The organism is Streptomyces sp. 3-6 (assembly GCF_056323165.1).
On the sequence record NZ_JBWHZP010000005.1, the window covers coordinates 122,020 to 146,479 of the forward strand.

Consider the following 24,460-nt stretch of genomic DNA (forward strand, 5'->3'; position numbering starts at 1 on the left):
TCAGCCCACCTCGGCGGCGGCCAGGACCGCGCGGGTGACCCGCGCCAGGTCGACGTCGTGCGTGACGAACGGGGGCATGGTGTAGATCAGGTCGCGGAACGGCCGCAGCCAGACGCCCTCGCGCACCGCCGCGGCCGTCGCCGCGGCCAGGTCGACCTCGTGGTCGAGCTGGACGACGCCGACGGCACCGAGCACCCGCACCTCGCGGACGCCCGGCAGGTCCGCCGCCGGTGCCAGCCCCTCGCGCAGTCCCGCCTCGATCCGCTTCACCTCGGCGAGCCAGTCCTGCCCGAGCAGCAGCTCGACCGACGCGCGGGCCACCGCGGACGCCAGCGGGTTGCCCATGAACGTGGGCCCGTGCGCGAGCACCGGCACCTCGCCGCGCGAGATGCCCTCGGCCACCCGCGCCGTGCACAGCGTCGCCGCCATCGTCAGGTAGCCGCCGGTCAGCGCCTTCCCCAGGCACATCACGTCCGGGGTCACCGCCGCGTGGTCCGCCGCGAACAGGGCGCCGGTGCGCCCGAACCCGGTCGCGATCTCGTCGAACACCAGCAGCACGCCGTGCTCGTCGCACGCCTCCCGCAGCACCCGCAGGTAGGCGGGGGAGTGGAACCGCATCCCGCCCGCGCCCTGCACCACCGGCTCCACGACCACCGCGGCCAGCTCGGCCGCGTGCCGCCCGATCAGCTCGCGCAGCTCCTCGGCGTACGCCTCGTCGTACTCCGCGGGCGGCGCCCCGGCGAACACCTGCCGGGGCAGGACACCCGCCCACAGCCCGTGCATCCCGCCCTCGGGGTCGCACACCGACATCGGCTGCCAGGTGTCCCCGTGGTAGCCGCCGCGCCAGGTCAGCAGCCGGTGCTTCTCGGGACGGCCGAGCGAACGCCAGTACTGCAGGCACATCTTGACGGCGACCTCGACCGAGACGGACCCCGAGTCCGCGAGGAAGACGTGCTCCAGACCCTCGGGGGAGATGTCGACCAGGAGCTTCGCCAGCCGCACCGCGGGCTCGTGGGTGAGCCCGCCGAACATCACGTGGCTCATCCGGCCGAGCTGCTCGCGGGCCGCCTCGTTGAGGACCGGGTGGTTGTAGCCGTGGATCGCCGACCACCAGGACGACATGCCGTCGATCAGCTCGCCGGAGCCGTCGGCGAGCCGCAGCCGCACCCCGCTCGCCGACTCCACGACGAGCGGTTCCTGACGGCCCGGCATGGGCCCGTAGGGGTGCCAGACGTGCCGCCGGTCCAGTTCCAGCAGCTCGGCGACCGGCCGCTCAGGCATTGGGAGCGAGGTCGGTTCCGGCGCCCCGTCGGCGGACGGCGACCAGATCCGGGCGCGGCTCCTCGGCCGCCGGGACCGCCTCCGGCGCCGCGTCACCGCACGCGTGCCCGGCGTCCGGACCGCAGCCGCCCGCACCGCAGGACGCCGGCTCGCCGGACGGCGCGGACCCGCACACGTCCCCGGCGCCGTGGCTGCCGCAGCCGCCGCCCGTGCGGTGCTCGGGCAGGGTCACCTGGTCGGCGCCCTCCACCTCGAACCCGGCGTCCGCGATCATCTCCAGGTCGGCCCGGCCCGCCTGGCCCTCACTGGTGAGGTAGTCGCCCAGGAAGATCGAGTTGGCCAGGTGCAGCGCGAGCGGCTGCATGCTGCGCAACTGCACCTCGCGGCCGCCGGCGATGCGCACCTCGACGTCCGGGCACACGAACCGGGTCATGGCCAGGATCCGCAGGCAGCGCTGCGGGGTGAGGTTCCACTGCCGGGCGAGCGGGGTGCCCTCGAACGGGATCAGGAAGTTGACCGGCACCGAGTCCGGGTCCAGCTCGCGCAGGGCGAACACCACGTCGACGAGGTCCTCGTCGCTCTCGCCCATGCCCGCGATCAGGCCGGAGCAGGCCGACAGACCGGCCGCGTGCGCCTTGCGCACCGTGTCCACCCGGTCGGCGTACGTGTGGGTGGTGGTGATGTCCCCGTAGGTCGCCTCGGACGTGTTCAGGTTGTGGTTGTAGGCGTCCGCCCCGGCCTCCCGCAGGCGTTCCGCCTGGCCGTCGGAGAGCAGCCCGAGACAGGCGCACACCTCGACGTCCTCGTTCTGGTCCTTGATGGCCCTGATGGTGTCCGAGACCCGGTCGACGTCCCGGTCGGTCGGACCGCGGCCGCTGGCCACCAGGCAGACCCGCTTGGCCCCGCCGGCCAGACCGGCCGCGGCGGCCTTCGACGCCTCGTCCGGCTTCAGCCACGTGTACTTGAGGATGCCGGCCGTGGAGCCGAGCCGCTGGGAGCAGTAGGAGCAGTCCTCCGGACAGAGGCCGGACTTGAGGTTGACCAGATAGTTCAGTTTCACGCGGCGCCCGAACCAGTGCCGCCGCACCTTCCCGGCCGCGGCCACCACGTCGAGCAGCTCGTCGTCCGACGTCCCGAGGACGGCCAGAGCTTCCTCGCGGGTCGGCGTCTCGCGCCGAAGCCCCTTGTCCACCAGCGTGTTCAGCAGGTCCATGAAAGCCGATCCTGTCCTACTCGACCGCCCCGGGCCAAGGAGACTTCGGACAACAGACCCGCTCGGGCGTGTGGGTATCGCCACACGGTGCTCCCGGGCCGCTCCCGCTAGTGTCTGTGCACTGCCTACAAAGGACCGGAGGGCCCATGGCGTTCGGCTGGATCGAGGAACAGGCGCGTACGCGCCGCCGGGCCGGACTCGTCAGGACGCTGCGCCCGCGCCCCGCCGACGCGCCGCTGGTCGACCTGGCGAGCAACGACTACCTGGGGCTGGCCCGCCACCCGGAGGTCACCGAGGGGGCGGCGCGGGCCGCCCGCACCTGGGGCGGCGGGGCGACCGGTTCACGGCTGGTCACCGGCACCACCGAACTGCACGCCGAGCTGGAACGCGAACTGGCCGAATTCTGCGGGCACGAGTCGGCGCTGGTCTTCTCGTCCGGCTACGCGGCCAACCTCGCCGCGGTCACCGCGCTCGCCCCGCACGGCTCCCTGATCGTCTCCGACGCCGGCAACCACGCCTCCCTCATCGACGGCTGCCGGCTGGCCCGTGGGACCACGCAGGTGGCGGCGCACTCGGACCCGGAGGCCGTGCGCAAGGCGCTGGCGGGACACGACGGGCCGGCCGTCGCGGTGTCCGACACGGTGTTCTCCGTGGACGGCGACGCCGCCCCGCTCGCCGGCCTCGCCGCGGCCTGCCGCGCGCACGGCGCGGGCCTGGTGCTCGACGACGCGCACGGGCTGGGTGTGGTCGGGGAAGGCGGCCGGGGAGCCCCGCACGCGGCGGGGCTGGCGGGCGCCGCCGACGTCGTCGTGACCGTCACCCTGTCCAAGTCGCTCGGCAGCCAGGGCGGCGCGGTGCTGGGACCCGCCCGTGTGACGGAGCACCTGGTCAACACGGCGCGGACGTTCGTCTTCGACACCGGACTCGCCCCCGCGGCGGTGGGCGCGGCCCTCGCCGCCCTGCGGCTGCTGCGGCGCGAACCGGACCGCGCCGCGCGGGCGCACGGTGTGGCGCGCGAACTGCACGCCCGGCTGACGGCGGCGGGCCTGGACGCGGTGCGTCCCGACGCCGCGGTCGTCTCCGTGCGGGCTCCGTCCCCGGAGCAGGCCGTGCGATGGGCGGCCGACTGCCGGGCGGCCGGTCTGTCCGTGGGCTGCTTCCGTCCTCCTTCCGTGCCCGACGGCGTGTCACGGCTCAGACTGACCGCCCGAGCGGACCTGTCCGGGGCGGAGATCGAACGCGCTGTACGGGTCATCGGCGATACGCGGCCATGAGTCGGCGGGACACGGCCGTGCGTCGCCCGTGGGGCGGCTCCGGTCAGCGGGTCCCGGCGAGGAAGCGCGTCCAGCTCCGGCGGGAGAAGAACAGCGCGGGTCCGGCGGGGTCCTTGGAGTCGCGCACGGCGAGCAGTCCGGCCCAGGGGCCGGCGGCCGGCCGGGCCGTCTCGACGCAGTTGTTGGCGCCCGTGCTGTAGCTGCTGCGCAGCCAGCTCACCCCGCGCAGGGAGGTGCTGGAAGGAATGGTCCGAGGCGGTGCGGGCATCGTGCCTCCTTACCCGCCGGCGGCTGTCCCGGCGATGAAATCCAACGAGTCCTCGGGTGACAGGGCGTGGATCGACAGGGCCTCGAAGGCCTCCGAGTACGCCCGGAGGTCTTCTTTCCGCTCCAGATGGAGGCTACTCGTCAAGTGGTCGAGGACCACCACATCCAAGTCGGACGTGCGCCTGAACGAAAAGATGACGAAAGGCCCCGTCACGCCGATGTGCGCCCCGGCGGTGAACGGCAGCACCTGGAGCCGTACGTGGGGCAGCCGCGCGGCCTCGACCAGCCGGTTCAGCTGGCGGGTCATCACCCCGGGGCCACCGACCCGGCGGCGGAGCACGGCCTCGTCCAACACCGCGCGCAGCTGCAAGGGGTGGTCCGCGAACAGCACGTCCTGCCGGGCCAGCCGGACCTCCACCAGCGTGTCGAGCCGCTCCTCCGAGACGCCCTCCAGCGCGGCCCGGGTCACCTCCCGGGCGTACTCCGGTGTCTGCAGCAGGCCCGGGACCACCGTGGTCTCCAGGGTGCGCATGGCGCCGGCCTGCGACTCCAGGCTGATGAAGTCCCGGTAGGTGGGCGGCAGTACGCCGCGATAGGCGTGCCACCAGTGGTGCCGTCCGCCGGCGTCACCGGTGCCGGCCAGCAGCATCAGCAGGTCCCGCAGCTGGGGGTCGCCCACCCCGTAGGCGTCCAGGAGGAGCCGCACGTCGGCCGGTTTCACCCCGCTGGTGCCGGTCTCGATGCGGCTCACCTTCGACTGGTGCCAGCCCACCAGCGCGGCTGCCCCGCCACTGGTGAGGCCCGCCGCGGTGCGCAGCGCGCGCAGCTCGGCCCCCAGTTTCCGGCGCCGCACCACGGGACCGTGCTGCATGGTCTCCCCCTACTCCCCGCGGGCCGTCCAAAAACGCTCGCTCGTGGCAGAGTTCACCGCTTCGAGCGACAGATATATGCATATCCCGGTGGATCGGCACCCTTCACCCCGCGGTGGTGGCAGTCTGGCGACGAAGCACCAGTGCGGGACCGTACTCCAACCAGCCGCTCCGTGTCGGACCGCGGTCCCGTGGAAAGGGACGACGCGCCATGGCAGACCACCTGGAATCATCCGTCACTCTGCCGAGCGATCCCGCCTCGGTCTCCGCGGCCCGCACCCATGTGGCGGACGCGCTCGCCCAGTGGGGCATGCCGGCCGGCGCGGAGGTGGCCGAAAACGTCCGGCTGATCGTCTCCGAACTGGCCACCAACGCCGTGCAGCACACCTTCGGCCAGTCGCCGACCTTCCGGGTGGACGTGGGACTCGTCCGTGACGAGCGGCTGTACGTCGCCGTCACCGACAGCCACCCGCGGTTCCCCCGGAGACTGCCCGCCGCCGTCCAGCAGGACAACGGCCGCGGGCTGGTCATCATCCGGTGGCTGACCGCGGAGTGCGGCGGCCGGATGCGGGTCCGGCCCACCGGGGAGGGCGGCAAGACGGTGTCCGTGGAGCTCCCCTGGGCCGTGCCGGCGGAACCGGTCCCGGCGGCGGGGCAGCAGGAACCGTAGCCGGCGGCCGGCCGGGGGCCCCGCGGTACGGCCCGGCGCGGCTCTACGCTCCCGCGCGGAGGTCAACGACCCCGGGCCGCCCCGCGCGGGGCGGGCGGGCGCAGGCCGGACGACCGCCTGACGGTGTCCCGCAGGGGCTCTGCCCGGGGCGTGGGCGACGCGGTGCCCGTGCGGCCGTCCCCGGCCACCGCGCGGCCCACCATCCGGGGGAGCAGACCCCACAGCCCGACGCAGACCAGAAACGTTCCGGCACCGGCGGCGATCCCGCCCGCCCGGTGGGTGGTCACGTCCACCACCAGCATCACGGCACCGCTGAAGGCGAAGACGAGGACCACCAGGCCGCAGGTCGCCAGCCGTGAGGAGACCTGCACGATCAGCGGCTTGGCGCCCTGCTGGAACAGCGAACGGTGCAGCGCCGCCGGAGCCGTGAACAGCGCGGCGGCCAGGACGGCCAGCAGCAGGGTGGTGACGTAGGTGGCGCGCTGCACCGTGTCGAGCGAGGTGAACCGCGAGGTGAAGGCGAGCGACAGCAGGAAGGCGAACAGGATCTGCACGCCCGTCTGGGTCACCCGCAGTTCCTGGAGGAGCTCGACGAAGTTGCGGTCGGCGCGCTGCAGCGGGGTCTCGCCGCGCGCCGTGCACGGGGGATGCTCGGCCATCCCGAACGCGTAACCCGCATCGGCCGTCTCATGCCGGTCCGGGCCCTGCGACCGCGCGGCGCGGCGGGGGCGGCGGCTCTCCCGATGCCGCCGCCCCCACGCGTCACTTCACCCGGCCGTACCAGACACTGCCGGTCCAGATCTTCTGCAGACGCACCACGTCCCCGGTCTTCGGGGCGTGCCAGAGCTTGCCCTTACCGGCGTAGATGCCCACGTGGTAGACGTTGCGGCCCGAGTGGAAGAACACCAGGTCGCCCGCCTTGCGGTTCTTGGCGGAGATGTGACGCGTCTTGTTGTACTGCTGGGCGGCGGTGCGCGGGAGCTTCTTGCCGGCCTTCTTGAACGCGTACTGGGTCAGCCCCGAGCAGTCGAACCGGTTCGGGCCGGTGGCTCCCCACCGGTAGGGCGCGCCCTTCTTGGCGGCGGCCACCTTCAGGGCCTTGGTGCCGTGACTTGCGGCGGCGGCCTCCGTGGCGGCGCCCGGGACCGCGATCGAGCCGCCCACGGCGGCGAGGGTGAGGGCCGAGGCCGTGCCGGCCCGGACCATGAAGGACGGGACACGATTGAGCGCAGACATGCGCAACCCTTCGTCAGCCGCCTGTGAAGGATGACCTGTCGGATTCGGGCTGGCGAAGTTGCCCGGCCGCACGCGTGCGGCTTCACCCCAAGGACTGCTCGGACCTGACGGCCCGGCAACCCGTCGTGCTGGGTCCTCCACTCCTGCCGATCCACTCCGTGTCGACCGGTCATCCGGGCGGCGGCAGGACTCGGCGTCCGCCCGGATCGCCCCGCCGCGGCGGCGGGGTCTTGTCGTCAGTCAGGGATCTTGGCTCATGCCGTGCCCGATTTCCCAACGGAACCTAGGGTTTGTGTTGTTACTCACCACTCACCCGTTCGGGTGGACACCTGTGCGTTCGAGGGTGCGTCACCGGCCTGGAGGAGTCCCGGACCAGCGGCGGAACGACTCATTCCGGCCACGGTCCGCGCGTGGTGCGCAAGCCGGACGGGCCGGAAACCGGTGGTGCGTCTACGCCGCTTGGGGGTACACCGTTCGGTCCGTTTCAACTCCGGCCCCGACGTGCCGCCGAGCCGCCGCGCCCCGGAGCGGCGCGGCGGACCCGGCCTCGCGTCAACTCCCGGAAACCGGCGGCAGGGTGACGCGTCCGGTGCGCCGCTCGCCGTCCAGCACCCTCAGGGCCCGGGCGAGGGTGGCGGCGTGCAGGTCGCTCTCGCCCCGACGGTGCATCAGGGCGAGCGCGTCGCGCAGGGCGGCGGCCGCGCCCACCAGCGCCTGGGCGGCCCGCAGCGCGCCGTAGGTGTCACCGTCGCGGGCCGGGTTGATCCGGCCGACCAGGTCGACGGTCTGCAGGTAACGGTCGATCAGCTCCGCCTCGGCCCGGGTGAGGGCCGGCAGCGGCGGCAGGTCGGGAAGCAGCACGGACGGCTCACCTCGCACCGGACGACGTGGCCCGCGTGCCCCGACGTTCCGGCACGACGCCGTCCGCCAGGCCGTACTCCACCGCCGCCGCGGCGTCGAGGGCGAGGTCGCGCTCGAGGTCCGCCCGCACCTGTTCCGCGCTCCGGCCCGTGTGCCGGACCAGCATCTCCTCGGTGCGCGCCCGGACCCGCTCCAGTTCGGCCGCGTGCACGGCCAGGTCGTCCGGACGGCCCTCCACGGGCTCCGGGAGCGACGGCTGACGCAGCACCAGCCGCGCTCCCGGCAGCACGAACCGCTTGCCCGGGGTGCCCGCCGCCAGGAGCAGGGCCGCGGTGCCCTCCGCCCGGCCGAGGCAGACCGTCTCCACGTCGCAGGTGAGGAAGCGCAGCGTGTCGTGGAGCACCGACAGGGCGTGGAAGGAGCCGCCCGCCGCGTTCACGTACAGCGAGACGTCCCGCTGGGGAGCCTGGTGCTCCAGGAGCATCAGCTGCGCCGCCGCGTCGTGCGCGGCGGTCTCGTCGAACGGTGGGCGGAGGAAGACGATCCGCTCCTGGCACAGCGTGGTGTACGGATCCGTGGTCCGGTGCCCCGGCGCGGTGCCTTCGGTGAACTCCGGCAGGGCGTGGCGGGCGGACGGCAGGGTCATGGCGAACCCCCTCCTGGCAGGCTGTGGGAGTAAAAAATGTACAGGACGTACATCCCGTTAGGATGGGGGGATGGCCTACGAGATTCCGGTGACGCAAGCCAGGGCTGAGCTCGCCGACCTGATCAACCGCGTGGTGTACGGCGCCGAGCGGGTCGTCGTGACCCGGCACGGCAAGCCCCTGGTCGCCCTCGTCCCCGCCGACGACCTGCGCCGTCTCGAAGAACTGGAGCGGGAGGCGGAGACCGCCGAGGAGGTGGGGGAGCAGGTGGTCAGCACGCTGTCCGGGGTGCGCGAGGTCGCGTCCGCCCCGAGCGAACAGCACCGCTTCGGGATCACCGCGGAGCACCGGGGGCCCGCGCCGTCCTGATCCCAGTGGCACCCGGCTCCGGCTGACCGTTCGGGTGCGTCGGCCGCCGCGGGCGGGTCGCCGCGTCGGGTGCGTCGGGTGGGTCGGGTGGGTCCGTCGCTTCGGGCGCCATCAGTGCCGTGGACACGGGAGGCCGGGCGTGTCCGGCGGGCGTCCGGCGGTTCCTCCACGGCGGGCCGGCCGGGCGTGAGCGGCGGGATCACGGGGCTGCCCGGTGGCGGGGTCACGGGGCAGCCCGGAGCACGCGGCGGGGGAGGGACCGGCCGCGGTCCGGCCGGTCCCTCCCCCTCGGTGCGCTCGGCGGTCGGTGCGCTGGGCGTCGGTGCGCTCAGCGCAGCGGCAGCCGCCGTGCGCGACGTTCGCCCGCCGCCTTCCGCTCGGCCTCCGCGGCCTTGGCCACGGCCGCGTACTGGTCGACGTACTCCTGCTCGGACAGCGTGAGGATGGCGTACATGATCTCGTCCGTGATCGCCCGCAGGATCGCCTTCTCGTTCTCCATGCCCGCGTAGCGCGAGAAGTCCAGGGGTTCGCCGAACCGGATCACCACGGGGTGGAGGCGCGGCACCACCCGGCCCGGCGGCTGGGCCTCGAACGTGCCGATCATGGCGCACGGGATCACCGGGACGCCCGCCTTCAGCGCCATCACCGCGACCCCGACCTTGCCCTTGTAGAGGCGACCGTCGTGCGAGCGCGTGCCCTCCGGGTAGATGCCGAGCAACTCGCCCTTGGACAGCACCCCGAGCCCTTCCCGGATCGCCGCCTGGCCCGCCTCCTTGCCCGAGCGGTCGACCGGGATCTGCCCCGCGCTGCGGAAGAAGAACGCCGTGAGCCGGCCCTTGATGCCGGGGCCCGTGAAGTACTCGGCCTTGGCGAGGAAGGTGATGCGCCGTTTCAGCACGGCGGGCATCAGGAAGTGGTCGGAGAACGACAGGTGGTTGCCCGCCACGATCGCGGCACCGGACGAGGGCACGTTCTCCAGGCCCTCGATGCGGGGCCGGAACACGAGTCTGAGCAGCGGCCCCAGCAGCACGTGTTTGAGCAGGTAGTAGAACAAGGCACGCTCCTCGGCTCCGGCGGACCGGTGGGCCGCCGTCCTCCAGCAGGTCGACCGGCACGTGGCGGGGTGTCAGTCTAGGTCCGGGCAGCGCCGCCCGGCACCAGGTCCGACGGGGGCGGCGCGCGGTGCCGCCCACGCGCGGCACGACGCCCGACCACGCGTGTGCCGGTGGGGACTTGTGCGGCTGGGGTGGTCCGCGGGGCACAGCCTCGTGCCGGACCGGGGCCGACGGCAACCCGCTCCCGCACGGGTGACCGGATCCGAGGGGTGGCCGCGGCAGCCGGAGGGGGCCGGTTCCCTGTCGCCGGATGCCGGTGCGGGCTCCGCGCCCGAGGCCGTATCCGGACCGGGCCCGGGGGCCGGGCCCGGGCGCGCGCCGGGGGCGTCCGGCGTGGTGCCGTGCCCTGCCGTGCCGCGTGGCGCGGATCGCGGGGCAGCCGGCGCGGCTGGGCGCGCCCCGGCCGGTGGTGCGGTGCGGCGCGGTGACCACGCGGGGACGCTCCGCCGGGGCGGGGGTGCCGGGATCCGGGGTCGCTGCGGGTGTAGGCGCCCGCTCCGGTCGTGGGCACCGCCCGCCGCGACCCTCCCGGATGGCGCGCGCCCGCCTGCCGGGGGCCGGGGTCCGGGGCCCGGCGTGGTCCGCGCGGCAGGCGTTAGGCTCGACGGTATGCGGATCTCCGTCTCCTCCGACATGGACGAACCCGTGGCCCGGGCTCTGGTGGCCGCCCTGCGGGAGCGCGGCCACGAGGTGCGCCCGCACGGTGCCCTGAAGCCGGGCGACGACCCGCAGTGGGCGGTCTGCTCCGAGGCCGCCGCCCGGGAGGTCGCCGCGGGAACGGCCGACCAGGCCGTGGTGTGCTGCTGGACCGGCACCGGCGCCTCGATCGCCGCGAACAAGGTGCCGGGCGTGCGGGCCGCGCTGTGCACCGACGCCTACACGGCGGACGGCGCGCGCCGCTGGAACGACGCCAACGTGCTGGCCCTGAGCCTGCGGCTGACGTCCCCTCCGCTGCTGGAGGAGATCCTCGACGCCTGGTTCGCCGGGGAGCCCAGCGAGGACGCCGACGACCGCGGCAATGTCCGGCACGTCCAGGAGCTCGACACCACGCGGGCGCACTGACGGCACGTCGGCGGTCCGCGCCCGCCCTCGTCCGTGGCCCCGCCGTCGACCCCTCGCAGATCGGTGAGCGGCGCCGGACGAACCGGGGCCGGCCGGGCCCGCGGTGTACCGGGCGGCTCGGGTGACGGGCTCGCCGACCAGCAGCTCCGGGGTGCGGACCGCTTCCCGCCCGCATGCGCCGGGACCGCCCGCATACGCCGGGACCGGCGGACCCGCGGGCCGCCCGGCCCCGTGCCCGCCGCCCCGTCGGCACCGGGGTCAGGCCCCCCGGCTCAGCACCTTCTCCAGGGTCCCCAGGGCCCCCGACAGCTCGTCCGCGGTGATCGTGAGCGGGGGCGCGATCCGGATGGTGGAACCGTGGGTGTCCTTGACCAGGATGCCTTCGCGCATCAGGCGCTCGCTGACCTCGCGCCCGGTGCCGAGCGCCGGGTCCACGTCCACCCCGGCCCACAGGCCGCGCGAGCGGAAGCCGACGACGCCCTTGCCCACCAGCGACTCCAGGCCGCCGCGCAGCACCACGCCCAGCTCCGCCGCCCGGCGCTGGAACTCGCCCGTCTCCAGCAGCTCCACCACCGCCGTGCCGACCGCCGCCGCGAGCGGGTTGCCGCCGAACGTCGACCCGTGCTCCCCGGGGTGCAGCACCTCCAGCACCTCGCGGCGGGCGACCACCGCCGACACCGGGACGATGCCGCCGCCCAGCGCCTTGCCGAGCAGGACCACGTCCGGGACGACCGCCTCGTGCTCCACGGCCAGCGTCCGGCCTGTGCGGCCGAGGCCCGACTGGATCTCGTCCGCGATGAACAGGCAGTTCTCCCGGCGGGTCAGCTCCCGCACCCCGGCCAGGTAGCCGTCGTCCGGGATGATCACGCCGGCCTCGCCCTGGATCGGCTCGATCAGCACCGCCGCCGTCGTCGCGTCGACCGCCTCCTCCAGCGCCGCCAGGTCGTTGTAGGGGACCACGCGGAAACCGGGCGTGAAGGGGCCGAAGCCGCCGCGGGCGACCTCGTCGGTGGAGAAGCTAACGATCGTCGTGGTCCGGCCGTGGAAGTTGTCCGCCGCCACCACGATCGTGGCCCGGTCCGCCGGGACGCCCTTGACGTCGTAGGCCCACTTGCGGGCCACCTTCACGGCGCTCTCCACCGCCTCCGCGCCGGTGTTCATCGGCAGCACCATGTCCAGCCCGGTCAGTGCCGTCAGCCGCTCCGCGAACTCCGCCAGCCGGTCGTTGTGGAAGGCCCGCGAGGTCAGGGTCAGCCGGTCCAGCTGGCGGTGCGCGGCGTCGATCAGCTCCGGGTGCCGGTGGCCGAAGTTGAGCGCCGAGTAGCCGGCCAGCATGTCCAGGTAGCGGCGGCCCTCCACGTCCTCCACCCAGGTGCCCTTCGCGCGGGCCACGACCACGGGCAGCGGGTGGTAGTTGTGGGCGAGGACGGGCTCCTCGGCGCCGATCAGGCCGGCGGACGAACGGGTGCGGGCGGCAGTGGTCATGAGCGGATCTCCTGAGTGCAGCACTTGATGCCGCCGCCGGCCTTGTGGAACTCGGACAGGTCGACGGGGACGGGAACGTAACCGCGGTCGGCGAGCCGGCCGGCGAGGGCCGTCGCCCCGGGCGAGATGAACACGTGACGGCCGTCCGAGACGGAGTTCAGGCCGAAGGCCATCGCGTCCTCGCGGGTGGCGAGCACCGCGTCCGGGTACAGCCGGGCGAGCACCTCGCGGCTGCCCGGCGAGAACGCCTCCGGGTAGTACGCCACGTTCTCGTCGTCCAGCACGAACAGCGCCGTGTCCAGGTGGTAGAAGTACGGGTCCACCAGCGTCAGGCCGATCACCGGCACCCCGAAGTGCTCCTGCACCTCGCGGTGCGCCTCGGGCGTGGTGCGGAAGCCGGTGCCGGCCAGGATCCAGCGCCCGGCCGGAACCAGGTCGCCCTCGCCCTCGCACACCGACTCAGGGTGGTGCACCTCGTAGCCCTCCGCCTTGAACCACGCCTCGTAGGCCGCCGACTCCGGACGGCGTTCCGGCGCGTGGAAGAGGGACCCGAACACCCTGCCCCCCACGACGACCGCCGCGTTGGCGGCGAACACCATGTCGGGCAGACCGGGGACGGGCTTCACGTTCTCCACGGTATGGCCGTGGTCCCGGTAGGCGTCGACCAGCGACCGCCACTGGCGCCGCGCCAGCGGGACGTCGACGGGACGGTCGGGGTGCATCCAGGGGTTGATCGCGTAGCGCACGGCGAAGTGTCTGGGTTCGCAGACGAGGTAGCGCCGCGGGCTCGGCACACGGGGATCGGACACAGAGGGTTTCCTCCGCTTCCACACGGTGACGACGGGGGTGAGTCCACGGTAGGAAGCGGGCCGGGACGCCGACAAGCGACAACGGCTGCGCGTCCACGCACGAACGCTGCGTCTTCAGGCGTTCGGGCGCACGTCTGCTGCGTGGTCCGGCGCGGGCTGGCTCGCACCGGCCTCCGGACTGTCCGGCAGCAGGTGGGACAGCACCATGACGCTGATCGTCTTGCGCACGAACGGCTCGGCACGAATGCGTTCCAGCACCTCCTCGAAGTGCTCCACGTCCCGGGCCCGCACGTGCAGCAACGCGTCCGCCCCGCCGGTCACCGTCATCGCCGCGGCGATCTCCGGGTGGTTGCGCACCACCTCCGCCAGCCGCCGCGGCGGCGCCGCCCCCTCGCAGTACACCTCCACGTACGCCTCGGTCCGCCAGCCCAGCGCCGAGGGCTCCACCGTCGCCGTGAACCCGGTGATCACCCCGGTCTCCCGCAACCGGTCCACCCGGCGCTTGACCGCCGTCGACGACAGCCCGATCGCCGCGCCGATCTCGGCGAAGGACGACCGGGCGTTCGCCATCAGCGCATTGACGATCTTGCGGTCGAGGTCGTCGAACGGCGTGGGCCTGCTGCTCATGGCGGCACTGTATCCAGCCCGGCCCGCCGCGAGCGGCAACCGCGTCGGCCCACCCTGTCCTGCGGATACGTCCGCCCCGGGACGTGTCCAGACGTGACGATCGGCTCTAGACTCCCGGCCATGCTGCGCGCCCTCGCCGTCGACGACGAACGCCCCTCGCTGGAGGAACTGCTCTACCTGCTCAACGCCGACCCCCGCGTCGACAGCGCCGAGGGCGCCGGTGACGCCACCGAGGCGCTGCGCCGCATCAACCGCGCACTGGAGTCCGGCCCCGACGGGCCCGACGCCATCGACGTGGTCTTCCTCGACATCCAGATGCCGGGCCTGGACGGCCTCGACCTCGCCCGGCTGCTCTCCGGGTTCGCCCGGCCGCCGCTCGTCGTGTTCGTCACCGCCCACGAGGACTTCGCCGTCCAGGCCTTCGAACTCAAGGCCGTCGACTACGTCCTCAAGCCCGTCCGCCGGGAACGCCTGGCCGAGGCGGTCCGCCGGATCGCCGAACGGCGCGTCCCCGCCCCCCGCGAGAGCGCCCCCCGCATCCCGGTCCACGAACCCGACCCGGACCACATCGCCGTCGAACTCGGCGGCGTCACCCGCTTCGTGGCCGTCGACGACATCACCCACGTCGAGGCCCAGGGCGACTACGCCCGCCTGCACACCGACCGGGGCAGTCACCTGGTGCGCATTCCCCTGTCCACCCTCGAGGAACGCTGGCGCTCGCGCGGCTTCGTGCGCATCCACCGCCGCCACCTCGTCGCCCTCGCCCACATCGGTGAACTCCGCCTCGACGCGGGTACCGTGAGCGTGCTGATCGGCTCCGAGGAACTCCAGGTCAGCAGACGGCACGCCCGCGAACTGCGCGACCTGCTGATGCGCCGGACCGCGGGCTAGGGGAGGAGGAGACGCCATGCCCCAGGACCCGACCGAGCGCCGGGTGGTCGTCACCGGCCCGCCCCGCCGGGCGCGCCGCTCCTTCGGCTACTACCGCCCGCGCACCGAGATCGACGAGCAGACCACCCTCGGCCACACCTACGTCCGCTCCCTGATGCGCATCCAACTGCGCGCCGGACTGACCGTGTTCGCCGTGCTGGCGCTGCTCATCGGCCCGCTCCCGCTGGTCTTCGCCGCCGCCCCCGACGCCCGCCTGGAGTGGGGGGTGCTGGGCTTCGGCCTGTACGTCCCCCTCGTGCTGCTCGCCCGCTGGTACGTGCGCCGCGCCGAACGCAACGAACGCGACTTCGTGCGGCTCGTCGAGGACCGCTGACCCCGGTCGTCCGCCGTGAACTCCAGCTACGCCGTCCCCGCCGTCGCCCTCGTCCTCGTCTCGACCGTCCTCGTGGGCGCCTTCGGCCTGCGCATATCCCGCACCACCTCCGACTTCTACGTCGCCTCCCGCACCGTCGGCCCCCGTCTGAACGCCGCCGCCATCAGCGGCGAGTACCTCTCCGCCGCCTCCTTCCTCGGCATCGCCGGCCTCGTCCTCGTCCAGGGCCCGGACATGCTCTGGTACCCGGTCGGCTACACCGCCGGCTACCTCGTCCTGCTGCTGTTCGTCGCCGCCCCGCTGCGCCGCTCGGGCGCCTACACCCTGCCCGACTTCGCCGAGGCCCGGCTGGCCTCCCAGGCGGTGCGCAGGCTGGCCGGGGCCTTCGTCGTCGGCGTCGGCTGGCTCTACCTGCTGCCCCAGCTCCAGGGCGCCGGACTCACCCTCACCGTGCTGACCGGCGCCCCCGACTGGCTGGGCGGGGTGAGCGTCGCCGTCGTCGTCACCGCGATCGTCGCCGCCGGCGGGATGCGCAGCATCACCTTCGTCCAGGCGTTCCAGTACTGGCTCAAACTCACCGCCCTGCTCGTCCCCGCCCTCTTCCTGGTGCTCGCCTGGCAGGGCGACGGGGCGCCCCGCCACGCCTTCGACGAACCGGCGGCCTTCCGCGAGCAGCGCGTCGTCCGGGTCGAGGACGCCCTCACCCTCCGGCTCGACGAACCGCTCACCGTCACCGTCGACGGCACGGTCGACGGCCGCCGTCACGCAGGGGCCGAGGTCGCCCTGCCCGCGGGCACCCACCACATCGCCGGCGGCACCCGCCTCACCTTCGCCGAGGGCACCGACGTGCCCTCCGCCGGCCGCGGCGCCGACGACGCCCTCTCCCCGTCGCGCGCCGAGTCCCGCGAGGAGCGCCCGCTGTACGCCACCTACGGCCTGATCCTCGCCACCTTCTTCGGGACCATGGGCCTGCCGCACGTCGTGGTGCGCTTCTACACCAGCCCGCACGGTGTCGCCGCCCGCCGCACCACCGTCGCCGTCCTCGGCCTGATCGGCGCCTTCTACCTGCTGCCCCCGGTCTACGGCGCCCTCGGCCGCCTGTACGCCCCCGAACTCACCCTCACCGGCGACGCCGACGCCGCCGTCCTGCTCCTGCCCCAGCTGATGATCGGGGGAGTGGGCGGCGACCTGCTCGGCGCGCTGGTCGCCGGGGGAGCGTTCGCGGCGTTCCTGTCCACCGCGTCCGGGCTCACCATGGCCGTCGCCGGGGTCCTCACCCAGGACGTGCTGCCGTCCCGGGGCGTGCGGCACTTCCGGCTCGGCACGGTGCTCGCCATGGCCGTCCCGCTCGCCGGCAGCCTCCTCGTGGGCGGACTGCCGGTGGCTGACGCCGTGGGCCTGGCCTTCGCCGTCTCGGCCTCGTCGTTCTGCCCGCTGCTGGTCCTCGGCATCTGGTGGCGGCGCCTCACCCCGCCCGGAGCCGCCGCCGGGATGCTGGTGGGCGGCGGCTCCGCCTTCCTCGCGGTCGCCGCGACCATGGCCGGCTACCCGGGGGAGGGCGCCTGGCACGCGCTGCTCGCCTGGCCCGCGCTGTGGTCGGTGCCGCTGGGCTTCCTCACCATGATCGTGGTGTCCCTGGCCACCCCCGGCCGGGTACCGCCCGGTACGGCCGCCGTCCTGGCCCGCTTCCACCTGCCGGAGGAACTGCGCACGGAGGTCTCCACGTGAGCGGCTTCCTGGCCGGGCTGCTGGTCGCCGTCCTGCCCCTGCTGGCCGCCGGGTTCTGGCTCGGGCGGCGCACCGCGCGCCCGGCCGGCCTGGCCGGTCTCGGCACCGACGTCGAGCACGCCACCTTCGAGACCCTGCACACCGCCTCCCTCGCCACGCCCCCGCTGCGCGCCGGCCTCACCGAGGAGACCGCCCGCAAGGCGGCCCGCAAGCTGCGCTCCCTGCTCGGCACGGACGCCCTGTGCCTCACCGACCGCGAACGGGTCCTGGCCTGGGACGGCGTCGGCTCCCACCACCGCGCCGAGATCATGGAACGCCTCACCGGCCCGCTCGACTCCGGCCGCGGCGAGGCCTTCCCGCTCGTCTGCGACACCCCCGACTGCACGGTCCGCTGGGCCGTCGTCGCCCCGCTCACCGTCGACGACCGGGTGCACGGCGCGCTGGTCGCCTGCGCGCCGCGGGAGTCCGCGGTGCTGGTGCGGGCCGCCGGGGAGGTCGCCCGCTGGGTGTCCGTCCAGCTGGAGCTGGCCGACCTCGACCAGTCCCGCACCCGGCTCATCGAGGCGGAGATCCGGGCCCTGCGCGCGCAGATCTCGCCCCACTTCATCTTCAACTCGCTCGCCGTGATCGCCTCGTTCGTGCGCACCGACCCCGAGCGCGCCCGGGAGCTGCTGCTGGAGTTCGCCGACTTCACCCGCTACTCGTTCCGCCGGCACGGGGACTTCACCACCCTCGCCGACGAACTGCACGCCATCGACCACTACCTGGCCCTGGTGCGCGCCCGCTTCGGCGACCGGCTCGCCGTGACCCTGCAGATCGCCCCCGAGGTGCTGCCCGTCGCCCTGCCCTTCCTCTGCCTCCAACCGCTGGTGGAGAACGCGGTCAAGCACGGCCTGGAGGGCAAGGCCGACACCTGCCACATCCGCATCACCGCGCAGGACGCCGGCGCCGAGGCCCTCGTCGTGATCGAGGACGACGGCGCCGGCATGGACCCCGAGCTGCTGCGCCGGATCCTCGCCCGCGAGGCCGGCTCCACGGGCGGCATCGGCCTGTCCAACGTGGACGACCGGCTCCGGCAGGTCTACGGCGACGACCACGGACTGGTGATCGAGACCGCCGAGGGGGCGGGCATGAAGATCACCGTCCGGCTGCCGAAGTACCAGCCCGGGGTCCATTCCGGAGGGCGCCTCGCCCCGAAGTGAGCGGGAGGAGGTGAGCAGCGACGAGGTGAGCGGGGACGGAAGTGAGTGGGGACGGGGTGAGCAGGACCGTTCCGCCACGCGCGGGCCTCAGCTGCGCGTGGCCGCCATTCCGAGCGTGATCACGCCCAGGACGACCCAGCCGAACCACAGCCAGCCGTTGCTGCCGAGCGCCACCGTGTAGGCCGTCACGGCGACGAGCGCGCCGATGGTGAGCGCTCCCATGGTCTTCACCTGGGTGGAACCGTTCGCAGAACCGGGCATCGCGACACCCTCCTCATGGTTCGGTTCCCTCCATGGTGCCCCCGTTCCGCCGCTTCACGGTGTGCACGACGGCGTGCGGGCCGCCTTGCCCCGCTTTGTCGCCGACGTGGGCCCCGGACCGTGCGGCGAGGGGGCGACGCCGTGGTCCCGCGGCGGCGCCTCCCGCGAGCAGGCCGCGACGGCCGTTCCGGACCGGGCGGCGGACAGCGCGACCGTCCTCACCCGGTCGGGTGAATCCGGGGACCTGCTCCTCGTACCGTCGCGCCCCGGCACCGGCCGCATCGCCCCGCCGGGCACCGGCCGCCCCGCTGCGCCGAGCGCCCCGTCCGGACGGTCCCGGTGCGGCAGGGCAGCGTCGCGGTGCCGGCGAGCCCGGTGCCGGACCGGCGGCCCGGCGGGCCGGACAGCGGCCCGTCCGCCCCCGTCGCCGGACGGGCCGTGCGCCGCCCGCACGCCTCGGGCCCCTCCCCGCGCAGGGGGCGGGGAGGGGGCTCAGCCGCCGCGGGCGTGCAGCGAGGCCAGGTAGGCGTTGTACGCCTCGAGCTCCTTGTCCCCGTCCCGGTCGGCGGCCCGGTCCTGGCGCTTGGCCTGCCGCTTGTCGGAGGCGTACCACTGGAACAGCAGCGCTATCAGCACGATGACGGACGGCACCTCGCTGAACGCCCAGGCGATGCCGCCCGCCGCGTTCTGGTCCGCGAGCGCGTCGATGCCCAGCGACGCGGGCGGGTTCGCGTACGTCGAGACCAGCGGCGTGGACGCCATCATCAGCGCGATGCCGAAGAACGCGTGGAACGGCATGCCCGCGAACAGCTCCAGCATCCGCATCAGATGGTTCGGCCGGTGCGGGCCGGGGTCCACGCCCATGATCGGCCAGAAGAAGACCAGACCCACGGCCAGGAAGTGCACCATCATCGCGATGTGCCCCACCCGGGAGCCCATCAGGAAGTCGAACCCGGGGGTGAAGTACAGCGCGTACAGGCTCGCGATGAACATCGGGATGGTGAACAGCGGGTGGGTGATCACCCGGATGTACCGGCTGTGCAGCAGCTTCAGGAGCAGTTCGCGGATTCCCGTGCGGCCCCGGCCGGCCGTCGGCAGGGCGCGCAGCGCCAGCGTGATGGGGGCGCCGAGCAGGATCAGGATCGGCGAGACCATGCTGATCACCATGTGCTGCACCATGTGCACGGTGAACATGACCATGCCGTAGTCGTTCAGCGCGGTGCACATCATCAGTCCGACGCTCAGCACACCGAGGACGAAGGACACGGTCCGCCCGACCGGCCACTTGTCGCCCCGCCGGGTGAGCCGCACCACGCCCCAGACGTAGAGGGCCAGCCCCAGGAGGCAGGCGACGAGGAAGAAGGGGTCCGCCGACCAGGCGAGTCCGCGTCCCAGCGTGAACGGCGGCAGATCCATCGTCATGCCGTGCCCGCTGTGGTCCATCCGCCGGCTCCTGTTTCGTGGGGTTGTGCGCTGTCTGTCCGGACCCAGACTAGAACCGCCCCCGGCCGCGGCTGCGACCGGGGGCGGCTTCAACGTCCGCGCGCCGTGGCTACAGCACGCACTGCGACTCGGCGTACCGCTCCTGGGGCACCGTCTTGAGCGTCTCGACGGCCTCGGCCAGCGGCACCGTCACGATGTCCGTCCCGCGCAGCGCGGTCATGTGTCCGAACTCACCGCGGTGCACGGCCTCCACCGCGTGCCAGCCGAACCGGGTGGCCAGCACGCGGTCGTACGCCGTCGGCGTGCCGCCCCGCTGGACGTGGCCGAGGATCACCGGCCGCGCCTCCTTGCCCAGGCGCGACTCGAGTTCGAGGGAGAGCTGGCGCGCGATCCCCGCGAACCGCTCGTGGCCGTAGACGTCCTTGCCGCCCTCGTCGAAGTCCATCGTCCCGGGCCGCGGCTTCGCGCCCTCGGCGGCGACCACGATGGCGAACCGCTTGCCGGCCGAGAACCGCGCGCCGACCTTCGCGGTCAGCTCGTCGATGTCGAACGGCCGCTCGGGCACCACGATCGCGTGGGCGCCGGCCGCCATGCCGGAGTGCAGCGCGATCCAGCCCGTGTGACGGCCCATGACCTCCACGATCAGCACCCGCTGGTGGGACTCGGCGGTGGTCTTCAACCGGTCCAGGGCCTCGGTCGCCACGCCCACGGCGGTGTCGAAACCGAAGGTGACGTCCGTGCCGGCGATGTCGTTGTCGATGGTCTTCGGCACGCCCACTATCGGCAGGCCGTTGTCGGACAGCAGCCGGGCCGCCTTCAGGGTGCCCTCGCCGCCGATCGGGATGATCGCGTCGAGACCGAGTTCCTCGACGTGGCCGCGGGCCCGCTCCACGCCGTCCCGCAGGTGCTCGGGGCGGACGCGGGAGGAACCGAGAATGGTGCCGCCGCGGGCCAGGATGCCGCCCACCGCGTCGAGGTCCAGCTTGAGGTAGTCGCACTCCAGGAGGCCCTTCCAGCCGTCCCGGAAACCGATGACCTCGTCGCCGTGGTCGACGACGGCACGGTGCACGACCGACCGGATGACGGCGTTCAGTCCGGGGCAGTCACCGCCGGACGTGAGGACACCAATGCGCATAGCCCGCAACAACCTTCTCGAGTGGGCCGGGACCGGACCGCGCTGTCCGGTTCGATCCCCGCCACCCTAGCCCCACCGGGGGGCCGTGCCGTAGCGCGCGTCCGCCTGCTGGACGACTCCGCTCACCTGTGCGGACCAGCCGTCAGACGGGCCCGGTGCGGCGGGCCCGGCGCGGGGCCGAGCAGGCGGACGGCGCCTGGCTACGCGGGCTGCTGCGCGGCGGCGATCCGCTCGTTGCGCAGGGCCTCGTACCAGCGGTCGTCGGTCGGCGGCAGTGCGTTGACGTCGAGCGCCAGCTTCAGCAGCAGGTCCGCGATCAGCGGGTTGCGGGCCAGCACCGGGCCGTGCATGTAGGTGCCGAACACCGTGTCGTTGAACGCGCCCTCGGTGCCGTCCCCGGTGCCGTTGCCGTTGCCGAACCGCACCTGGGCCAACGGGCGGGCGGTGGGGCCGAGGTGGGTGACGCCCTGGTGGTTCTCGAAGCCGGTCAGCGGGGGCAGGCCCAGCTGCGGGTGGATGTCCGCCAGCACGTCCCCGACGCACCGCTCGCCCTCGCCGCGCACCGACACCACGTCCAGCAGCCCGAGGCCGGGCTCGCGCTGGCCGAGGTCGTTGATGAACTCGTGGCCGAGGATCTGGTAGCCGGCGCACACGGAGAAGACGATGGCGCCGTTCTCCACCGCCCGGTGCAGTCCGCCGTCCCGGCGCAGCCGCTCCGCCGCGAGCCGCTGCGGGCGGTCCTCGCCGCCGCCGATCAGGTAGATGTCGCCGGAGGTCGGGATCGGCTGGTCGCTGCGCACGTCGAGCCGGGCCACGTCGAGCCCGCGCTGCCGGGCCCGGCGCTCCACCACCAGCACGTTGCCCTGGTCGCCGTAGGTGCTGAGCAGGTCGGGGTAGATCCAGACGACCCGCAGACTGTTGTCGCTCATGAAGTCACTGTCCTTGTGAGTACGTCGTGCGTCGGGGGTGCCGGGACGTCAGTTGCCGACGCGACGGCGCAGGTCCTGGAAGGCGGTGTAGTTGGCGATGACCTCGATCCGGCCGGGCGGGCACTGCCGCACCGCCTCGTCGAGGTTCTCGCACACCTGGAACTGCTGGTCGGCGACCTCCAGGCGCACCGCGAGGTCCAGCTTCCGGTCGCCGACCACGCAGATCGGGTGGCCGGTCAGCCGGGTGTAGTCCACGTCCCACAGCCAGGAGGTGTCGGTGCCGTCCGCGGAGCGCGCGTTGACGGAGAGGATCACCGGGGTGGGCGGCGGGTCGATGAGCGAGAACGTCTCCAGCCAGCCCGCGGGGTTCTTGGCGAGCAGCAGCCGCAGGTCGCGCCCCTGGAACTGGACGACGTCGTAGCGTCCGGCCACGGCCTGCACCTGGTACATGCGCTCCAGGGCGACCTGCGGGGGCACGCCGAACACGGCGGCGACGGCCGCGGAGCTGGCCGCGTTGGCCTTGTTGGCGCGGCCGGGCAGCTGGAGGTGGATCGGCCACGCGGAGCCGTGCGGGTCGAGGACGTGGTCGCCGGACAGGGCCCAGCTCGGGGTGGGGCGGCGGAAGCCGCACTCGCCGCAGAACCAGTCGTCGCCGGGGCGCTGCATCACACCGCCGCAGGACGGGCAGGACCAGGCGTCGTCCTTCCACATCTGGCCGGCGGCGACCCAGATCACGTTGGGGGAGGAGGACGCGGCCCACACCACCAGCGGGTCGTCGGCGTTGGCGACGATCACGGCCTTGGAGCCGGCCAGGCCCTCGCGCCAGTTCTCCGCGAGCATCCGCGTCTCGGCGGCCCGGTCGAGCTGGTCGCGGGAGAGGTTGAGCAGCGCGATGCACTTGGGGTCGGTGGCCTGGGCGACGCCGACCAGGTACTTCTCGTCGACCTCTATGACGCCGAACCGGGACTCCGCGCCGGCCGCGAGGGCCGAGGTGATGCCCGCCGGCATGTTGGCCCCGAGGGCGTTGGAGACGACCGGGCCGGCCGCCTTGAGCGCCTCGGCGATGAGCCGGGTGGTGGTCGTCTTGCCGTTGGTCGCCGAGACGAGGGTCACCTCCAGGTGCTGGGCGAGCCGGGCCAGGAGGTCGGGGTCGAGTTTCAGCGCCACCCGGCCGCCGATCACCGAACCGCTGCCCCGCCCGGCGGCGCGCGATGCGGCCGCGACCGCCTTGCCGGCGGTCACGGCCAGCTTGGCCCGCGGCGTGAGCGGGTCCGAGTTGCCTGCCATCAGTTCTCGATCCTCCTTGCGTACGCGCCGCGCCGGTGGGGGACGGCCACGTGGTGTGGGCCTCAGCCTATCGAGATCGCTCCGCGCTCCAGAACGGCGGCACCGCCGTACGACGGGCGTTGCCGCAAGGACCGTACCCTTGCCGCCATGCGACACGGTTCCATCCCCGGCGTCCGGGGGCGCGTGCGGCCCCTCACCCTGCTCGGCGACCCGGTGCTGCACGCCCCGTGCCGCGAGGTCACCGACTTCGGTCCCGAACTGGCCCGCCTGGTGGAGGACTTGTTCGCCACGATGTACGCCGCCCACGGGGTGGGCCTGGCCGCGAACCAGATCGGCGAGCCGCTGCGGGTCTTCGTCTACGACTGTCCCGACGACGAGGACGTCCGGCACCTGGGCCACGTGGTGAACCCGCGGCTGACCACGGCGGACGGTGTGGTGCTGCGCGGTCCGGAGGGCTGTCTGTCCCTGCCGGGACTGGAGGCCGGCACCGAGCGCCACGACCACGCGGTCGTCGAGGGGTTCACGGTGACCGGCGCACCGGTCACCGTCCACGGCACCGGGTTCTTCGCCCGTTGCCTCCAGCACGAGTGCGACCACCTGGACGGCCGGGTCTACGCCGACCGTCTGACGGGGTGGCGCCGGCGCCGGCTGCTGCGGCGGGCCGCGCGGGCGCCCTGGAGCGGTCGCTGAGCCGTCAGAAGCCGGGTCCGCCGACCCGGTCGCCCGCCGCCGCCAGCCGGCCCCACAGCAGGTCCGCCAGGGCGGCGACCAACTCGGCCCGGGTGCAGGGGCGTTCGCCGAGCCACCAGTCCCCGGCCGCGTGCATCATGCCGACGATGCCGTGGCCCCAGACGCGGGCCAGCTGGTGGCTGGCCGGTCCGAGGTCGAGCCGTTCCTCGATGACCTGGGCGAGCTCCTCACCCATCCGGCGCAGCAGTGGCGCGGAGTGCTTGCCGACGTCGAAGCCCTGCTCGCTGGGCGTGCCCTCCGCCGGGTGCATCAGGAAGCGGTACACCTGGGGGCGCAGTTCGATGGCCGCGAGGTAGGTGTCCAGCGTGGCCTCGACCCGCTGGCGGCGGTCGGCGGGGGCGTCCAGCGCGGCCCGCAGCGAGGACAGCAGCGCGTCGGTGTGCCGTTTGGCCAGGGCGGCGTACAGTCCTCCCTTGTCACCGAAGTGCCGGTAGAGGATCGGTTTGGTGATGCCGGCCTCGGCGGCGATGGCGTTCATCGAGGCTCCCGGGCCGTCGCGCAGCACCACCCGGTCGGCGGCCTCCAGCAGCTCGCGCCGGCGGCGGTCGGCGGACCGCTGCTGGCCGGTCCGCTGTGTGGTGTTCATGAGCTCTCCCCACCCGTGCTGATTCGGTGACGCCTGCGCAAACTAGCACTGACGGTGTCCGGGGCCCCGGACGGGATGCGGGCGGTCCCGGGG

27 protein-coding genes and 1 riboswitch are annotated in these 24,460 nt (G+C 73.7%); of the genes, 9 read left to right on the forward strand and 18 right to left on the reverse strand.

Going from position 1 to position 24,460, the window contains the following annotated elements; genetic code table 11:
• Positions 1–1,281, reverse strand: coding sequence for an adenosylmethionine--8-amino-7-oxononanoate transaminase (locus AC02VZ_RS09430; protein WP_476475099.1), 1,281 nt, complete (start codon positions 1,279–1,281; stop codon positions 1–3).
• Positions 1,274–2,494 carry a biotin synthase BioB gene (bioB, locus tag AC02VZ_RS09435; RefSeq protein ID WP_476475100.1) on the reverse strand — a complete coding sequence of 407 codons (1,221 nt, stop codon included), beginning with the start codon at positions 2,492–2,494 and terminating at the stop codon, positions 1,274–1,276. The genes AC02VZ_RS09430 and bioB overlap by 8 nt, the downstream gene beginning before the upstream one ends.
• 146 nt (positions 2,495–2,640) lie before the next feature.
• Here bioB and AC02VZ_RS09440 point away from each other — a divergent pair, with 146 nt between their 5' ends.
• On the forward strand, positions 2,641–3,768 hold the full coding sequence (locus tag AC02VZ_RS09440) for an 8-amino-7-oxononanoate synthase (protein ID WP_476475101.1): 1,128 nt from the start codon (positions 2,641–2,643) through the stop codon (positions 3,766–3,768).
• 43 nt (positions 3,769–3,811) lie between these two features.
• Here the strand turns inward: AC02VZ_RS09440 and AC02VZ_RS09445 are convergent, their stop codons facing one another.
• Together AC02VZ_RS09445 and AC02VZ_RS09450 are read right to left on the reverse strand one after the other, a co-directional pair.
• Positions 3,812–4,036 (reverse strand): DUF397 domain-containing protein, encoded by a 225-nt coding sequence (locus AC02VZ_RS09445; protein WP_432053629.1) that lies wholly within the window; start codon positions 4,034–4,036, stop codon positions 3,812–3,814.
• 9 nt (positions 4,037–4,045) lie between these two features.
• Positions 4,046–4,906, reverse strand: coding sequence for a helix-turn-helix domain-containing protein (locus AC02VZ_RS09450; RefSeq protein ID WP_432053630.1), 861 nt, complete (start codon positions 4,904–4,906; stop codon positions 4,046–4,048).
• Positions 4,907–5,115: 209 nt separating this feature from the next.
• Here AC02VZ_RS09450 and AC02VZ_RS09455 point away from each other — a divergent pair, with 209 nt between their 5' ends.
• Complete coding sequence (locus AC02VZ_RS09455; protein ID WP_432053631.1) at positions 5,116–5,574, forward strand: ATP-binding protein; 459 nt, start codon at positions 5,116–5,118, stop codon at positions 5,572–5,574.
• Between the two features lie 62 nt (positions 5,575–5,636).
• Here the strand turns inward: AC02VZ_RS09455 and AC02VZ_RS09460 are convergent, their stop codons facing one another.
• The 4 genes from AC02VZ_RS09460 to AC02VZ_RS09475 form a co-directional block, all read right to left on the reverse strand.
• Positions 5,637–6,233 (reverse strand): DUF6328 family protein, encoded by a 597-nt coding sequence (locus tag AC02VZ_RS09460; protein ID WP_476475102.1) that lies wholly within the window; start codon positions 6,231–6,233, stop codon positions 5,637–5,639.
• Positions 6,234–6,336: 103 nt separating this feature from the next.
• Positions 6,337–6,810, reverse strand: a complete 474-nt coding sequence (locus AC02VZ_RS09465; protein ID WP_432053633.1) for a C40 family peptidase — start codon at positions 6,808–6,810, stop codon at positions 6,337–6,339.
• Positions 6,811–6,813: 3 nt separating this feature from the next.
• Positions 6,814–6,981, reverse strand: a riboswitch (cyclic di-AMP (ydaO/yuaA leader).
• Positions 6,982–7,362: 381 nt separating this feature from the next.
• Positions 7,363–7,671: a hypothetical protein gene (locus AC02VZ_RS09470; RefSeq protein ID WP_476475103.1), complete on the reverse strand. Its 309-nt coding sequence runs from the start codon at positions 7,669–7,671 to the stop codon at positions 7,363–7,365.
• A gap of 7 nt (positions 7,672–7,678) precedes the next feature.
• Entirely contained in the window at positions 7,679–8,317 is a 639-nt protein-coding gene (locus AC02VZ_RS09475; protein WP_476475104.1) for an ATP-dependent Clp protease proteolytic subunit, read from the reverse strand.
• 70 nt (positions 8,318–8,387) lie between these two features.
• Here AC02VZ_RS09475 and AC02VZ_RS09480 point away from each other — a divergent pair, with 70 nt between their 5' ends.
• The gene (locus tag AC02VZ_RS09480) at positions 8,388–8,684 is read left to right on the forward strand and encodes a type II toxin-antitoxin system Phd/YefM family antitoxin (protein WP_476475105.1); all 297 of its coding nucleotides are present in this window, start codon (positions 8,388–8,390) and stop codon (positions 8,682–8,684) included.
• Positions 8,685–9,012: 328 nt separating this feature from the next.
• Here AC02VZ_RS09480 and AC02VZ_RS09485 read toward each other — a convergent pair whose 3' ends face one another.
• Positions 9,013–9,738, reverse strand: a complete 726-nt coding sequence (locus tag AC02VZ_RS09485) for a lysophospholipid acyltransferase family protein (protein WP_432053637.1) — start codon at positions 9,736–9,738, stop codon at positions 9,013–9,015.
• A gap of 670 nt (positions 9,739–10,408) precedes the next feature.
• On the opposite strand from AC02VZ_RS09485, the gene AC02VZ_RS09490 reads away from it, so the two are divergent.
• A complete protein-coding gene (locus AC02VZ_RS09490) occupies positions 10,409–10,861 on the forward strand; it encodes an RpiB/LacA/LacB family sugar-phosphate isomerase (protein WP_476475106.1) in 453 nt (150 codons plus the stop codon).
• 258 nt (positions 10,862–11,119) lie between these two features.
• Here the strand turns inward: AC02VZ_RS09490 and rocD are convergent, their stop codons facing one another.
• The 3 genes from rocD to AC02VZ_RS09505 form a co-directional block, all read right to left on the reverse strand.
• Positions 11,120–12,346: an ornithine--oxo-acid transaminase gene (rocD, locus tag AC02VZ_RS09495; protein WP_476475107.1), complete on the reverse strand. Its 1,227-nt coding sequence runs from the start codon at positions 12,344–12,346 to the stop codon at positions 11,120–11,122.
• A complete protein-coding gene (ddaH, locus tag AC02VZ_RS09500) occupies positions 12,343–13,155 on the reverse strand; it encodes a dimethylargininase (protein ID WP_432053640.1) in 813 nt (270 codons plus the stop codon). The genes rocD and ddaH overlap by 4 nt, the downstream gene beginning before the upstream one ends.
• Before the next feature lie 114 nt (positions 13,156–13,269).
• The gene (locus tag AC02VZ_RS09505) at positions 13,270–13,782 is read right to left on the reverse strand and encodes an Lrp/AsnC family transcriptional regulator (RefSeq protein ID WP_432053641.1); all 513 of its coding nucleotides are present in this window, start codon (positions 13,780–13,782) and stop codon (positions 13,270–13,272) included.
• Positions 13,783–13,902: 120 nt separating this feature from the next.
• Here AC02VZ_RS09505 and AC02VZ_RS09510 point away from each other — a divergent pair, with 120 nt between their 5' ends.
• The 4 genes from AC02VZ_RS09510 to AC02VZ_RS09525 are packed head-to-tail and all read left to right on the forward strand — an operon-like array spanning position 13,903 to position 17,976.
• Positions 13,903–14,673 carry a LytR/AlgR family response regulator transcription factor gene (locus AC02VZ_RS09510; RefSeq protein WP_432053642.1) on the forward strand — a complete coding sequence of 257 codons (771 nt, stop codon included), beginning with the start codon at positions 13,903–13,905 and terminating at the stop codon, positions 14,671–14,673.
• Positions 14,674–14,689: 16 nt separating this feature from the next.
• The gene (locus AC02VZ_RS09515) at positions 14,690–15,046 is read left to right on the forward strand and encodes a hypothetical protein (RefSeq protein WP_362099153.1); all 357 of its coding nucleotides are present in this window, start codon (positions 14,690–14,692) and stop codon (positions 15,044–15,046) included.
• A gap of 15 nt (positions 15,047–15,061) precedes the next feature.
• Entirely contained in the window at positions 15,062–16,774 is a 1,713-nt protein-coding gene (locus AC02VZ_RS09520; protein ID WP_476475108.1) for a sodium/solute symporter, read from the forward strand.
• Entirely contained in the window at positions 16,771–17,976 is a 1,206-nt protein-coding gene (locus tag AC02VZ_RS09525) for a sensor histidine kinase (RefSeq protein ID WP_362099159.1), read from the forward strand. The genes AC02VZ_RS09520 and AC02VZ_RS09525 overlap by 4 nt, the downstream gene beginning before the upstream one ends.
• An 87-nt stretch (positions 17,977–18,063) precedes the next feature.
• Here the strand turns inward: AC02VZ_RS09525 and AC02VZ_RS09530 are convergent, their stop codons facing one another.
• From AC02VZ_RS09530 to AC02VZ_RS09550, 5 genes are all read right to left on the reverse strand, one after another.
• A complete protein-coding gene (locus tag AC02VZ_RS09530) occupies positions 18,064–18,237 on the reverse strand; it encodes a hypothetical protein (protein WP_362099162.1) in 174 nt (57 codons plus the stop codon).
• A 492-nt stretch (positions 18,238–18,729) separates the two neighbouring features.
• The gene (locus AC02VZ_RS09535; protein ID WP_432053644.1) at positions 18,730–19,680 is read right to left on the reverse strand and encodes a cytochrome c oxidase assembly protein; all 951 of its coding nucleotides are present in this window, start codon (positions 19,678–19,680) and stop codon (positions 18,730–18,732) included.
• A gap of 109 nt (positions 19,681–19,789) precedes the next feature.
• Entirely contained in the window at positions 19,790–20,815 is a 1,026-nt protein-coding gene (locus tag AC02VZ_RS09540) for a 6-phosphofructokinase (RefSeq protein WP_476475109.1), read from the reverse strand.
• 200 nt (positions 20,816–21,015) lie between these two features.
• On the reverse strand, positions 21,016–21,744 hold the full coding sequence (locus AC02VZ_RS09545; protein WP_432053646.1) for a type 1 glutamine amidotransferase: 729 nt from the start codon (positions 21,742–21,744) through the stop codon (positions 21,016–21,018).
• A 48-nt stretch (positions 21,745–21,792) separates the two neighbouring features.
• Entirely contained in the window at positions 21,793–23,031 is a 1,239-nt protein-coding gene (locus AC02VZ_RS09550) for a Mur ligase family protein (protein WP_432053647.1), read from the reverse strand.
• 147 nt (positions 23,032–23,178) lie between these two features.
• On the opposite strand from AC02VZ_RS09550, the gene def reads away from it, so the two are divergent.
• Positions 23,179–23,721, forward strand: coding sequence for a peptide deformylase (gene def / locus AC02VZ_RS09555; protein ID WP_432053648.1), 543 nt, complete (start codon positions 23,179–23,181; stop codon positions 23,719–23,721).
• A gap of 4 nt (positions 23,722–23,725) precedes the next feature.
• Here the strand turns inward: def and AC02VZ_RS09560 are convergent, their stop codons facing one another.
• Positions 23,726–24,367 carry a TetR/AcrR family transcriptional regulator gene (locus tag AC02VZ_RS09560; RefSeq protein WP_432053649.1) on the reverse strand — a complete coding sequence of 214 codons (642 nt, stop codon included), beginning with the start codon at positions 24,365–24,367 and terminating at the stop codon, positions 23,726–23,728.
• Positions 24,368–24,460: the final 93 nt, after the last annotated feature.